Below are 13252 nucleotides of genomic sequence, written 5' to 3' on the forward strand. Positions count from 1 at the left end.
CCCCCCGCGTCACCCCCATACGCCGCCTCGCCCGTACTCTCCCTGCGCTCGTCACGGCCCTTCTCGTCGCCTGCCTGCTGTCCTGGGCGGGGAGCTCTACCGCCCAGGCCGCACCGGGTGACGGCTCGGTCTCCGACCCCAACATCGTCTACGTCGGCCGCTGGGACACCAGCGCCGGCACGGCGGCGGTGCCCTCCTGGACCGGCGCCTATCTGCAGACGGCCTTCACCGGCACCACGGTGAAGGTCAAGGCGAGAAACGCGGTCAACCTGTACGCCGGCATCGACGGCGGCCCCGACGTCTTCCACCCCGGCGTGCGCGGCACGGTGAACCTCACTCCCCAGCCGTTGTCCGCCGGCACCCACACCCTGCGCATTTCGTACCGCTCCGGCGACACCGTCTTCCAGGGCCTGGTACTGGACCCCGGCGCGCGCACCGTCGCGCCGAACGCCCCGTCCCGGCTCGTCGAGTTCGTCGGCGACTCCATCACCGCCGGGGCCCTCACCGACCGGCTCGCACTGGACTCGTACGCCTGGAGGACCGGCGAGCAACTGGGGGCACGCCACACCCAGATCGCCCGGTCCGGCTACTGCCTCGTCGACCGGTCCGGATGCACGGGCCTGAGTACGCAGTTCTTCAGGACGGCGAGCACGGGCGGCCAGAACTGGGACTTCTCCCGCTACCGCGCGGACGCCGTCGTCATCAACGTGGGCACCAATGACATCGGCCACGGAGTGACCGGCGCCTCCTTCCAGTCGGCGTACACCAAGTTCCTCGCCGACCTGCGCGCCACCTACCCGAACGCGCGTCTCTTCGCCGTGCAGACGCTCAAGAAGCGCTACGTCCCCGAGACCAGGGCGGCCGTCACCGCCCGCACCAACGCCGGTGACAGCAAGGTGCACTACGTCGACACCACGGGCTGGCTGACCGACGGCACCGACTACGAGGACGGCAACGGGCATCCCAACGAGGCGGGCCACGCCAGGTTCGCGAACCGCCTGGCTCCCGTCATCGCCGCCCGGCTCGGCGACCCCGCGGCCACCCTGGCGGCCGCTCCCGGCCAACCCGGCGACCCCAACATCAAGTTCGTGGGCCGCTGGGACACCAAGACCTCCGCCACCGCCTACACCCCGTACTGGGCGGGCGCCTACTACAGGGTCGGCTTCACCGGCCGGACCCTCCAGCTCAAGCAACGCGGGACGATCGACTTCTGGGCCAGGATCGACAACGGCCCGGTGAAGTTCTACGACGACGTCAAGGGAACGGTGAACCTGACCCCCTCCCCGCTGTCCGCCGGCAACCACACCGTCCAGGTCAACTACCAGGTGGTCGCCGGTTCCTACCGCGGTGACGCCGTCTTCCAGGGACTGGTCCTCGACAGTGGCGCCACGACGTTCGCACCGCCGGCGTCCGGCAAACTGATCGAGTTCGTCGGCGACTCGATCACGGTGGGGACGACGTCGTCGCAGAACGCCCGCACCGCGTACGGCTGGCTGATCGGGGAACGGCTCGGCACCGAGCACACCCAGATCGCCCAGGGCGGCGCCTGTCTGGTCGTCGCGGCGGACGGATGCGTCGGCCTGGAGCGGCAGTTCACCAAGCTCAAGCCGAACGCGGCCACCCCCGACTGGGACTTCTCCCGCTACCAGGCGAACGCGGTCGTCATCAACCTCGGCACCAACGACGTGGGCCACGGAGTCAGTTCCGCGCAGTTCCAGGCGGCGTACACCAGCCTGCTGGGCAAGGCCCGCGCCGCGTACCCACAGGCGTGGATCTTCGCGTTGGAGACCTTCCGCGGCCGGTACGTCCCGCAGACCCAGGCGGCGGTCAAGGCGGCTGTCGACGGTGGCGACGCCCGGGTCTCCTTCGTCGACACCACCGGCTGGCTGGGTCCGGGCGACCTGTCGGACTCGGTCCACCCCAACGACCAGGGGCACCGCGTCATCGCGGACCGGCTGGCACCGGTCATCGCGGCGCGGATCGGTATGTGAGGGAAACAGTCACCAAGCCTTGATCGGTGCGGCCGACCTGGCGGCGACTGCTCGATCTTCGCGGAGTGGGCTGCACCGGCCTTCACAGTGCGGGCGTCAGGCTGATCGACGTGCAGTGTCGCCCGAGGTACCAGTGGATCCCGACCCCTCATTGCCCGGAGTGCGTCTCTTTTCAGCCATGCCCCTATAACTTCCCCGCACGGAAAGGTACTTCCGCATAGCAGGACCCGTCTGACATCTTGCATCCACCACTCGTTTCGTACGGCCCGGCCGGTGCCCTCAGCACGGCCGGGCCGTCTCCGGAGGACGCATTGATACCCCACATATCGAGCCGCCCAAGACGCACGCTGGTACTTGCGGCCGCGCTCGGCGCCGCCCTCGCGTTCGGCGCCCCGGGCGCCCTCGCGGGCACGCTCCCCGTCGTCCCCTCCACCTTGCCGGCCGCCAAGGCCCAGGCTCCGGCCGCCGTGCCGGCTTCCCAGAGTGCGAGCTGGGTGGCCGGCACGCGTGCCTACCTCGTGATCACCGCCCCCGGTGACAGTTCGGCGGTCCGCTCCGCTATCGCGGCAGGCGGCGGCACCGTCTTCTCGAGCTTCGACGCCATCGGCGTGATCGTCGCCCACTCGGCGTCCAGCGGATTCGCCGCGACCATGCGCGGCGTCGCCGGCGTGCAGCAGGTCGGCGCCACGCGCACCTCGGACGTCCCGGCCGACGCCTACAACCCGGCGCTCCCAGGGAATCCGGCTCAGGCCTCGACCCCGGCCGGAGAACCGGTCCGGGCGGACATGAGCCAGATCAAGGCCGACCAGGCCTGGGCTGTGAACCCGGGCTCCGCCTCGGTCAAGGTCGGCATCCTGGACACCGGTGTGGACGACCGGCACCAGGACCTGGCACCCAACTTCAACGCGGCCGACTCGGTCTCCTGCGCCTACGGCAAGCCCGACACCCGTGCCGGCGCCTGGCGGGACGTCGACACGCACGGCACCCACGTAGCGGGCACAGTCGCCGCGGCCAAGAACGGCAAGGGAGTCGTCGGCGTGGCGCCCGGGGTGACGATCTCCGCGGTCCGGGTCGCCGAGCCGGGCAACGCCTTCTTCTTCGCCGAAAACACCATCTGCGGCTTCGTCTGGGCCGGTGACCACGGCTTCAAGGTCACCAACAACAGCTACTACACGGACCCGTGGCAGTTCAACTGCCCGGACAACATCGACCAGGCCGCCATCATCGAGGGCGTCAAGCGCGCCCAGGAGTACGCCGAGGGCAAGGGCTCCCTCCAGATCGCCGCCGCGGGCAACGAGAACTACGACCTCGCCCACAAGACGACCGACTCCGCGAGCCCGAACGACTCGACGCCGGTCACCCGCACCATCACCAACGCCTGCCTCGACATCCCGACCGAGCTGCCGGGCGTGGTCACGGTCGCGGCCAACGGTACGGGCGTCACCAAGGCCTCGTTCTCCAACTACGGGCAGGGCGTCATCGACGTCGCGGCGCCGGGCAGCAGCGTGTACTCCACCGTTCCCGGCGGCGGCTACGGCAGCAAGAGCGGCACCTCGATGGCCAGCCCGCACGTGGCCGGCGTGGCGGCACTCATCGCCAGCGCCAACCCGGGCATCACCCCGGCGCAGATCCGCGCCAAGCTGGCCGCCCAGGCCAACGACATCACCTGCCCCTCGGACAGCCGCTGCACGGGCACGACGGCCAACAACTCGTTCTTCGGCGAGGGACAGGTTGATGCCCTCAAGGCCGTCGGGACCACCCCGCCGCCCGGCAAGTACTTCGAGAACCTCGCGGACTTCGCCATCAACGACAACGCGACCGTGGAGAGCCCGATCACCGTCACCGGTGTGACGGGCAACGCCCCGGCCACCCTCAAGGTGGGTGTGGACATCAAGCACACCTACATCGGTGACCTGAAGGTCGACCTGGTGGCGCCGGACGGCACCGTCTACACGCTGCACAACCGCGCGGGCGGCAGCGCCGACAACATCGCCCAGACCTACACCGTGAACGCCTCCTCGGAGGTCGCGAACGGCACCTGGAAGCTGCGCGTCAACGACAACGCCGCCTCCGACACGGGCAAGACCGACGCCTGGAACCTGACCTTCTAGCGCAGGGCCCAGCACCCCGCGTACAGCGCGCACTGCGCCGGGCGACAGCTCCCCGCCCGCGACCGCGGACGCCGCGGGCCGCGGTCTGTTCGGCCAGGGCTGCGCATTGCTGGGCGCCCGAGGGCACAGGGGCCTCGACAGCGGTGTACGCCGCGGTCGAGGCCCCTGTGCCGGAGGCGTCCAGGGAAGGCCGCGGACCGCCTGGGACCGGTGTCCAGCTCCCCGTGCGCCTCCCTGAGGAGCTGCAGGGCCGTGTCCGCGCCGACCGCACGGGAGCGGGGCCGCGGCAGCGCGCGCTGCGCCCCCGAGGAGTGCCGGCCGGCTCGAGCGGCGGGCCGCCGTCCCGGCCCGGACCGCGCAGGGGGCCTCGCCGCGGGAGGCATACGCCTTGCGGTTGGCCAGCTCTCAGTGGCACGACGCAAAAGCTCCGCCCAGGACGCACACCGGCGAGGAAGCCGAATGCGGGGGAGGAGGGGCACCGAGCTGCGCGCACGGTTTCGACCAAGCCCCGTAGGGGGACCGCGCACGTCACCACCGTAATTGCGGCTCCTGGTCACTCGTACCGCCCGGCCCAGGTGAGATGATCTCCGACCAACGTCGCCCGACCGGCCCCTCCCGGGTGCCACCTGCCGCTTTCGGTGCTTGGCTGTTCCTGGCAGGGGCGGTGGTCGGATCACGTCGAGTGGGCGCCGAGGCACCAGCCCGATCCCCTGAACCTGAAGCTATACAGTCGCCGTGGCCCGTGCGTGGGCGTCGGACCTCACCACCCATGGAAGGTTCACATGGATTCTGCTGTGTACGCTCCGATGCTGGATCTCAAGCGCGCCACCCTTGATCACCAGCGCACCTACGGATGCGGCTCGCGCCCCTTCGCCGACGGCGCACAGCTGGCGGTCTGGGCCATTGAGGCAGGCGCGTGCAGCGCGGTGGAGATCGGTACTTCCCTTGGATACTCCGCCGCATGCCTCGCCAACGCAGGGATCCTCGTGCAGACCGTGGACCGCGACCCCGTCCACATCGAGCTCGCGCAACGGCATCTGGACGAGCGAGGTCTGGCCAGCCGCGTGAACTGCATGACGGGGGAAGCCGTGGAAGTCCTCGCCGACCTGCCTGCGGGGGAGGCGGACCTGGCCTTCTTCGACGGCATGGAGGTGAGCGTCGCGGAAATCGAGGTACTGGCCAGGACACTGCGCCCGGGCGGGCTGCTGATAGTCAGCAACATGAAACTCGGCGGTGAGGCAGCCGAGGTCCGCGAGCTCATCGGTGGCTGGCAGCCCCGGGAGCACGGCGAGGTTCTGCTCGCCGTCAAGCCGTCACAGGCACGCTGACCAGCCACACTCGAGCGGTCAACGCAACACCGGACACGGCGATGACGCTTGCCGGGATCTGCAAGCCCCATGGACCTCACCGGCTCTGATGCTTCGAGCCGGGCCGGAAGGGCACTCAGGACAACGTCTGCTTCCGGACTCCAGGCGACACTGGTCACGTGATTATCGAACGCGCGTATGCCCATCTCTCCTCGTACGACGAAGAGACCTGGCCCTGGTCAGTGCCCTGCGTGCGACAGCTGCTCGACGAAGGGCTGCGGTTCACCGCACCTGTGACCTTTCTGGTCGGTGAGAACGGCTCGGGGAAATCGACCCTGGTCGAAGCGCTGGCGGAGGGGTTCGGGCTGGACTCCTACGGCGGCTCCCACGACTGGCGCTACGCTTCCCCGCGCGCCAGGTCGACGCTGGGCGAGCGTATGAGATTCGAAGCCGCCTCGGGCCGCGGGCGCCGTATGGCCACCAGTTGGTCAGCCCGCAAGGGCTTCTTCCTACGCGCCGAGACCGCACTGGACGCCCTGGACAGGGAGGGGTTCTCGCCAGACCGTCTCAGCCATGGCGAGGGCTTTCTCGCGGCGTTCCGCGGGAAGTTCCTTCACGCCGGCCTCTATGTTCTCGACGAGCCCGAGGCGGCGCTCTCCTTCTCCTCCTGCCTTGAACTGATCGGGCACATCGACCGGTTGTCCAAGGAGGGCGGCCAGGTCATCTGTGCCACACACTCTCCGATGCTGACCGCGCTCCCGGGCGCTGACATCATCGAGGTCGGTGACCACGGTATGCGCAGGGTCGCCTGGCGGGAGCTCGGTATCGTGGATCACTGGCGCCGCTATCTCGCCGACCCGCACGCCTATCTGCGGCACATCGTCGAACCGTAGGCGGGTCCGCCTCGCCTCCTTGCATGGGCTGTGGCAAGGACGAGGCTCTCGGCGTGTGCCGACGAGCGTGCTGGTGGCATCAGAGCAGCGTGATCTCCTCGCCGACTGACTGCTCGCGGGCCGAGGCGAGGACCAGGGCCGTGGCCGCGGCGTCCTGTGCTGCCACGCCGACCGACTTGTAGAGGGTGATCTGGTCCGGTGTGGTGCGCCCCGCTCTGTGGCCGGCAATGAGTTCGCCGAGCTCGGCGTGCACGTGATCGGCCGTGATGAGGCCGTCGCGGATCGGCATGAGGAGGTCGTTGCTGCCCGCGGGGAACGGGGCAAGCACGGCCTGGCGCGATTCGACGCACACCAGTGCCTCGATGATGGTGGCGTCGTCGACCTCGCGGCCTGCGGGGTTGTATCCCACGGACGTGATGTGCACCCCGGGCGTCAGCCACGAACGGCGGATCACGGGTTCGACGGCGTGCGTCGTCGCGGCGGCGATGTCCGCGCCGTCGAGTGCCTCGGCGTAGCTGGACACGGCACGGACGTCACCCTCCAGTGCGGCGGAGAGTTCCTCGGCCAGGACAGCGGCTTTCGCCGGATCCCGGCCGACGACGCGGATCTCCCGGATCGGGCGGATCCGACAGATCGCGCGGGCGTGGGACCGGGCCTGCACGCCGGTGCCCAGCACCGCCAGTACGGTCGCGTCCTCGCGGGCCAGCAGCCGCGCCGACAGCGCGGAACAGGCGCCTGTCCGCGCTGCGGTGATGGCCCTGCCGTCCAGCAGCGCAGCGGGCTCGCCGGTGTCCGGATCGAACGCCACGATCAGCGCCTGATGGGTGGGCAGCCGTGCCCCGTCGTTGTGCGGGAAGAGTGACACCAGCTTGGTCATGAGCACCCCGGCCGAAGGCAGGAAGCCCGGCATGGCCGCCAGGAAGCCCTCGTGTTCGGGCACCAAGGCGGCGACGCGGTCAGGTACCGAGGCGCGGCCCGCACTGAGGTCTGACATCGCCGAGGAGAGGACTTCGATGAGCGAGTCCACGTCGAGCAGTGCCTCGACCTGCGAGCGGCCCAGAAGCAGCATGCGCCCTCAACCTCCTGACGTCGGTGGTCCGGCCGGCGACCACACCGCCACAGTGTCAACCGCGGCGCTGTTGCTGGGCGGTGTCACACAACTTCTCACGGAATCCATCAGGCAGCCGGGCCGCCTACGTGTCGACGGTGGACGTGTCGAGGCAGTCGACGAAGCGGACGAAGCCGGGGCGGACGTTGTCTTCGGCCACCGCGAACTCTTGCGCCGAGTGACTGCGCAGAAGGCACATGTCGTAGCGGGCCACGGTCGGCAGGGCCTTCTGTCGGCCGTCCGTTCGGTATTCGTGGTGGCCTACCAACTGGCAGGAGTCGTAACGGATCAGGGGTCCGCGCGGCCCTACCGTGTAGCGGTGTGCCCGTGCCTCGGTGGAGAAGTCCTTGAAGGAGAGTCCGGTGTCGTCGCAGTCACTGAAGTGAATCGTGCCGCTCGACCAGACGCTGTCGATGACCTGGACCTGCGGGTTGCGTACTTCGAACCGGATGTCCTGGGCGTGGAACCGCTGTACCGAGTCGTGGTGCCGGGCGACGGGGAAGCGGAAGAACGTGCTGGTGGCGCCGTACTCCTTGGTGCTGTGCGGACGCGTGCCGGTGATGATGTACGAGCCGCCGCGGCAGGTGATCGAGCCGCCGTAGGGGAACTCCAGGAAGTTGCCCCATTCGTACTCGACCTTCATGTCCGTGAACCAGTAGTTGAGGAACTGGTCCTGGTCGTTGGGATCTGCCTGCTGCCGTTGTGAGAGGCCGGAGTAGAGGAACGCTCGGCGGTAGCTGCCGCCGACCCGGCATGCCTCCCAGCACATCTCTGAGTTCGTGTTGGTGCCGTCCAGGGCGAGGCCGAACTCCCATTCCCCCATCCACTCGCACTCCGAGAAGCGGTAGTCCTGGGCATTGCCGGTGGAGTACGAGCTGAAGAAGGAGGCGCCCGGCGTGGCCGAGCGAAACTGGATGCGCTCGAAGGAGAGGTTCGACCAGATGTCCTCGTTGCGGCAGAGGTAGGAGCCCGGGCCGTCGTCCGGACGAAAGACAAGGGTGGTCATGCGCTTGCCCGCGCCGCTGAAGCGCAGGCCGTTGGCCGCTCGCAGCGGAGCGACGCCATTGAGCAGTGCGTGCGCACGGGTGATGAGGAACTCTCCCGCGGGGATTTCGATCACTGTGCGTCCGACCCCCCGGGAGACCCGGGCGGCCGCGAGCGAGTAGGCGATCTCGAAGGCGGCGGTGTCGTCGGTGCGTCCGTCGCCCACCGCTCCGAGGTCGGCCACGTTCAGCACGAGCGGCAGTCGGGTGGATGACGGGTGACCTCTCCGGGGACGGGCGGGGACCGGCGGTGTCGTGGGGTCGCGGTCCGCTCCGCCGACGGCGGAGGCACTGTGAGCGGTCAAGGCCATCGCCCCGATACCCGACGCCGCGCCACGCAGAAGTTGCCGACGGCTGACACGAGACATCCGAACTCCCCGTTCTGCCATAATCGCCTTCTTTCCAGCAATTCATCCCTTAAGGACTTGAATGACGGAGTTTGCTGCAGTGCTCAAACAGCTGTCGACGGCACAGAAGCCGGCGAAGGGAGCATCGCTGTACACCCTGTACGTGAATCGGCCGGCCGGCCGGTTCCTGGCCGCCTTGGCCCACCGTGCAGGGGCGACGCCCAATCAGCTCACCGTCCTGAGCGCCGTGTTCACCTTTCCCGCCCTCGCCGCGGTAGCCCTGATTCCGCCGCAGACCGCGATGGCGGTCTGCGTCGGCGCGGCGCTCGTCATGGGGTTCGCGCTGGATGCGGCGGACGGTCAGCTGGCGCGGAGCCAGCGCTCGGGGAGCCCGTCGGGCGAGTGGCTCGACCATGTCGTGGACTGCATCAAGGTCGTCGCCCTGCATCTGGTCGTACTGGTGGCGTTCTACCGGTTCTTCGCTCTGCCCAGCCCGCTCTTCCTGCTGGCGCCGATGCTCTTCGAACTCGCGGCCGTAGTGATCTTCTTCGCCGGAATCCTGACGGAGAAGCTCAAGTGGCGGGCGCCGGATCATGCTCCGGCGCCCGCTCCTCCGGCGTTGCGGTCCGTCCTGCTTCTGCCGGTGGACTACGGCTTGACCTGCGTCAGCTTCCTATTCCTGGGCAACCAGGACTTCTTCCTCACGGCGTACTGCGGTCTGCTTCTGGCGCACGTCGTGTTCATGGGTGCCTTCCTGCTGAAGTGGTTCCGCGAGCTGCGCTGAGGCAGTCTGCGGCGCTCCGTTGGGTGAAAGCAGTTGCAGGGCGCCGCGCAGCAGAGTGCTGGAGGTGTGCTTGGTGTACGGGAAGTAGACGACCTCGACACCGACCTGCCCGAAGCGCTGTTCGAGGATTTCCCACTTGGGTGTCCCCCGCCAGTCGTCGCCCTTGAAGATGACGTGGAAGCCGACTCGCTTCCACGTCTTCAACTTGTCGACGTCTGCCTCCACGACGGCGTCGTCGACGAAGCGCAGGCTGCGGACGATCTCCAGGCGCTCGGCGAGCGGCACGACGGGAGCGTGGCCCTTCAGGCTCGCGGCCAGGTCGTCGGAGGTCACGCCGGCCACGAGCCAGTCGCAGTGCTGACGGGCCTCCCGCAGGATGTTGAGGTGTCCGACGTGGAACAGGTCGTAGACGCCGGGCGCGAATCCGATGCGTGTCACTGGGGGTCACCCGCCAACGGGTCCTGGGCCGCCGCCTTCTCCTGGGCCGCCGCCTTCTCCTGAGCCGCCGCCTTCTCCTGGGCCGCCTGCTTCGGCACGTTCGCCGTCACCGAGTTCGACTTGGCGGAGGCGTTCGTTCCGTCGGTCACCGCGATGGTGTAGCGATGACTGGTCCCGGCGGGCACGGTGTCGGTGTACGTCATCTGTGGACGGTCCCAGTACGTGGATGCCTTCTTCTTCTGCGCCACGAGTTTGCCGTCGCGGTAGATCCGATACGTCAAGGACGCGTCGTCCCGGTCCCAGGAGGCGCGCCAGGTGAGCGTGACCTTGCCGGGACTGGTGCCGGACAGTGCCAGGGCGGGAACCTTCGGCGCTCCGGTGTCACGGTTGCCGAAGCGCGTCAGGCCCTGCTGGGGTGCGTCGTTGACCCGGGTGAACTCGCCGCCCGCCCACAGGACACCGGACGACACGGCCAGGGTGCGGGGGCCGATCTTCTCCCCGATCCCGTCGTTGGTGTCGGGGAACCAGTGCAGGATCTTGCGGTTGTCGAGCGACTGGGCCAGCAGGTGCTGTCGGTCGCCTCGCTCGGGAAAACCACCGGGTGTCTCGTTGCAGTTGTGCGCGTGGGAGGCGCTGTAGAGGACACCCTTGTAAGGCAGTACGGCCTGGGTGGCTCCGAAGCAGGTGTCCTTCCACACCATCGTGCCGTTGGTGAGACGGCCCGCGATCCGCCCGTCGAAGATGCCGGGCCCGCGGCCCTCGGCGCCCACGTAGAAACGAGTGGTGTCGCGCGCGATCGTCTTGACCGACGACTGGGGAGGGAACCAGCCCGGATACCTGAGTACGGTCTTGCCGCTGGCGGCATCGAGGGCGACGAGTGAGCGCGCGCCCTGGCCGTTGACCGACTCGAAGTCACCCCCGACAAAGAGCCGTCCATGCGAAGTCGCGGCCGACAGCGCCCGTACGGGCAGGTCGACGTCCGCCCGGAAGGGCAGCAGGGATCCAGTGGGGGCGACGGCGGCGACCCTGTTCCTGGGCTGGCCCGCGACGCGGCCGAAATCGCCGCCGAAGTAGATTGCGCGCGCCGTGGTGTCGATGGCGCGGACGGTGGCGGAGACCGCCGGCTTGAAGTTCTTGCGCAGGGAGCAGCCGGCAGTGTCGAAGGCGGCCAGATTGGCCACGCGGACGGATCCGACCTGGCTGAAGGAACCCCCCACGTACAGTACGCGGCCGTCCGGGGAGGCCTTCATGGCCCGCACGGTGTGGCTGTTGCCGGTGAACGACGGCGCGCAGGGCAGGAGTTTGCCGGTTGCCGCGTCGAAGGCGGCGAAATTGCGGCGCTTCACCTGCCGTTGGCCGGGTGCAGCTCCGGGTGGGCGGACATTTTCGAAGGATCCTCCGACGTAGACGACACCCTTCGCTGCGGTCAGCGACCAGACGATGCCGTCCGTCTGCCAGGTGGCCAGCGGATCGGCGGTGAACGCGGGCGCGCCGTCGGCGGCGGTGGCTAGGGAGGTGCCGAGCGGCGCGGTGACGCAGCAGATGAGCGCTGTGACCGCGGCCCTCGCGGCCGGCTTCTTACGGCTTTTTCTCAGGTACACGGGAGTCCCCGGATGGCAGTGGTGTCAGGGAAGCGACGCCGGTGTGGTGACGCTGAGGGTGCGCACGCGTCTGCGTTCATGCGGCGCGGTGCCGCAGCGCTCCGACCAGATCACCCAACCTCAAAAGCGTCCGATATCGGAATAAAGTAATACCAAATACACACGATCCCAAGACCATTCCCACGGCGAGTCCCGACGAGGTGTCGCCCTCGGAAAGCCGGGACGCCACCAGCACCGTCGTCACGGCCAACCCCACTGCGAGCGCCCTGATGTAACCCCGGTCCACGGTCGTGAAGCCCAGACGCATCCGGACGAGCACGGCCGCCATGACGTTCTCCACCACGATCGCCGCGCCCCAGGACGCCGCGGCGCCGAGCACTCCCCAGGCCGGCACGACGAGGACGCCGACGGTCAGTTGAACCGTGAACGCCACTGCGGTGACAGTCAGATGCCAGCAACTCCGGCCGGCCATGAGCAGCACGGTCTGAGCGTTGCCGACAGCGACGTTGACCATGGAGGCGGCGCACAGCACGACGAGCGCGAGGGCGCCGTCGGTGAACCCCGGTCCGAAGACGGACAGGATCGTGGCGGGAAAACAGGCGACGACGCCGAACAGCGGCCACGACAGGGCCACGGTCCAACAGGTCGAGACCCGGTGCAGAGCGCGTGCCTCGGCGAGCCTCTCCACGGCCAGGAGACGGCTGAGTTCCGGCGCGACGGCAAGCCGTACGGCGAGTTGGACCAGGGTGCCCGCCGTGACGATACGGCCGATCGCCGTGTACACCCCCGCTTCCGTGCTGGTGGCAAGAGCCGACAACAGGATGACGCCGACCCAGACAGCACCGATGTCGAAGACGGAGGACACCGCACGGGGTGCGGCGAAGCGCCAGAAGGCCCGCCAGGGCACATCCGCGCCCGCTGCCCGGCGGGGTGTCGGACGCTGGGCGCGACAGCGGCGCAGTGCGAACCAGGCGGCCACCGACCCGGCGAGCGAGGGCAGCAGCCAGGCCGAGGCCAGGGCGGGCACACTTGGCGCACACCAGACGACAGGGATGGCGATCAGCACGCGCAGCACCGGTTTGCCGATCTGCTCCACGCCGACGAACGGCACTACTGTGCCGTATCCCCGCGCCGCGCCGAGCAGCACCGCACCCACGGTGGCGGCGGGCAGGAAGAGCCCGAACAGCCGGATGAGTGCGGCGGCGTCGTCAGGAGGAACCTGGGGCAGGAGGGCGGTCGCCACCGAGGGGAACAGCACCAGAGGCACGGCGGCCGCGGTGCCGGCCACGGTCGCCGGCAGGAGGGCTGTGCGCAGCAGCGCGTCCACCGACCCGCCGCCGTCGACGGCGAGGTCGCGTGGCACGAAGCGCACCAGCCCGGTGTCGGCGCCGAGCTTGCACGTGTTGCTGAGAATGGTGAACATGGCGACGCCCGTGAAGATGACGCCCGCCCCCTGTGCCCCGACGGCCCGGGTGATCAGGCCGACGAGGAGAAACGAGAAGACGGCGTTCGCCACGGACCCCGCCATACCCCACCAACCGCCCCGCGCGGTGGCGGCGACACCACTGGCGGTGGCCTCGGGGCGGTTGGTGGGGTATGGCGGGGTCCGTGGCGAACGCCGTCTTCTCG

General features: G+C 69.1%; 9 protein-coding genes and 1 pseudogene. 5 read left to right on the forward strand and 5 right to left on the reverse strand.

All coding sequences use genetic code 11. From position 1 onward, the window contains the following. Nucleotides 1-17: 17 nt before the first annotated feature. The 4 genes from P1P75_RS32825 (at nucleotide 18) to P1P75_RS32840 (ending at nucleotide 6302) form a co-directional block, all read left to right on the forward strand. A complete protein-coding gene (locus P1P75_RS32825; RefSeq protein WP_319262463.1) occupies nucleotides 18-1991 on the forward strand; it encodes a GDSL-type esterase/lipase family protein in 1974 nt (657 codons plus the stop codon). A gap of 311 nt (nucleotides 1992-2302) precedes the next feature. After that, nucleotides 2303-4102, forward strand: coding sequence for a S8 family serine peptidase (locus tag P1P75_RS32830; protein WP_319262450.1), 1800 nt, complete (start codon nucleotides 2303-2305; stop codon nucleotides 4100-4102). An 806-nt stretch (nucleotides 4103-4908) separates the two neighbouring features. Further along, complete coding sequence (locus P1P75_RS32835; protein WP_319262452.1) at nucleotides 4909-5430, forward strand: class I SAM-dependent methyltransferase; 522 nt, start codon at nucleotides 4909-4911, stop codon at nucleotides 5428-5430. A gap of 158 nt (nucleotides 5431-5588) precedes the next feature. Beyond that, nucleotides 5589-6302, forward strand: a complete 714-nt coding sequence (locus P1P75_RS32840) for an AAA family ATPase (protein WP_319262454.1) — start codon at nucleotides 5589-5591, stop codon at nucleotides 6300-6302. A gap of 79 nt (nucleotides 6303-6381) precedes the next feature. On the opposite strand, the gene P1P75_RS32845 is transcribed toward P1P75_RS32840, so the two are convergent. Both P1P75_RS32845 and P1P75_RS32850 read right to left on the reverse strand, forming a co-directional pair. After that, on the reverse strand, nucleotides 6382-7371 hold the full coding sequence (locus P1P75_RS32845; protein ID WP_319262455.1) for an ornithine cyclodeaminase family protein: 990 nt from the start codon (nucleotides 7369-7371) through the stop codon (nucleotides 6382-6384). Between the two features lie 124 nt (nucleotides 7372-7495). Further along, nucleotides 7496-8647: a glycosyl hydrolase family 28-related protein gene (locus tag P1P75_RS32850; RefSeq protein WP_319262456.1), complete on the reverse strand. Its 1152-nt coding sequence runs from the start codon at nucleotides 8645-8647 to the stop codon at nucleotides 7496-7498. A 235-nt stretch (nucleotides 8648-8882) separates the two neighbouring features. Between P1P75_RS32850 and P1P75_RS32855 the strand changes: the two genes are divergently transcribed. After that, entirely contained in the window at nucleotides 8883-9584 is a 702-nt protein-coding gene (locus tag P1P75_RS32855) for a CDP-alcohol phosphatidyltransferase family protein (RefSeq protein ID WP_319262458.1), read from the forward strand. Between the two features lie 27 nt (nucleotides 9585-9611). On the opposite strand, the pseudogene P1P75_RS32860 reads toward P1P75_RS32855, so the two are convergent. The 3 genes and pseudogenes from P1P75_RS32860 to P1P75_RS32870 form a co-directional block, all read right to left on the reverse strand. Then, a pseudogene (locus P1P75_RS32860) lies at nucleotides 9612-10022 on the reverse strand (adenylyltransferase/cytidyltransferase family protein); the annotation flags it as partial. Next, complete coding sequence (locus P1P75_RS32865) at nucleotides 10019-11623, reverse strand: fibronectin type III domain-containing protein (RefSeq protein WP_319262459.1); 1605 nt, start codon at nucleotides 11621-11623, stop codon at nucleotides 10019-10021. The pseudogene P1P75_RS32860 and the gene P1P75_RS32865, both read right to left, overlap by 4 nt. A gap of 76 nt (nucleotides 11624-11699) precedes the next feature. Then, nucleotides 11700-13252: polysaccharide biosynthesis C-terminal domain-containing protein (locus P1P75_RS32870; RefSeq protein ID WP_319262461.1), on the reverse strand; the 1553-nt coding region annotated here is incomplete at its 5' end.

It is taken from the genome of Streptomyces sp. ID05-39B, from assembly GCF_033794725.1.
GTDB lineage: Bacteria > Actinomycetota > Actinomycetes > Streptomycetales > Streptomycetaceae > Streptomyces > Streptomyces bobili.

Coding starts and splice junctions, on each gene's coding strand:
- P1P75_RS32855 (WP_319262458.1), top strand. CDS start 8,883: ATGACGGAGTTTGCTGCAGTGCTCAAACAGCTGTCGACGGCACAGAAG.
- P1P75_RS32845 (WP_319262455.1), bottom strand. CDS start 7,371: ATGCTGCTTCTGGGCCGCTCGCAGGTCGAGGCACTGCTCGACGTGGAC.
- P1P75_RS32835 (WP_319262452.1), top strand. CDS start 4,909: ATGCTGGATCTCAAGCGCGCCACCCTTGATCACCAGCGCACCTACGGA.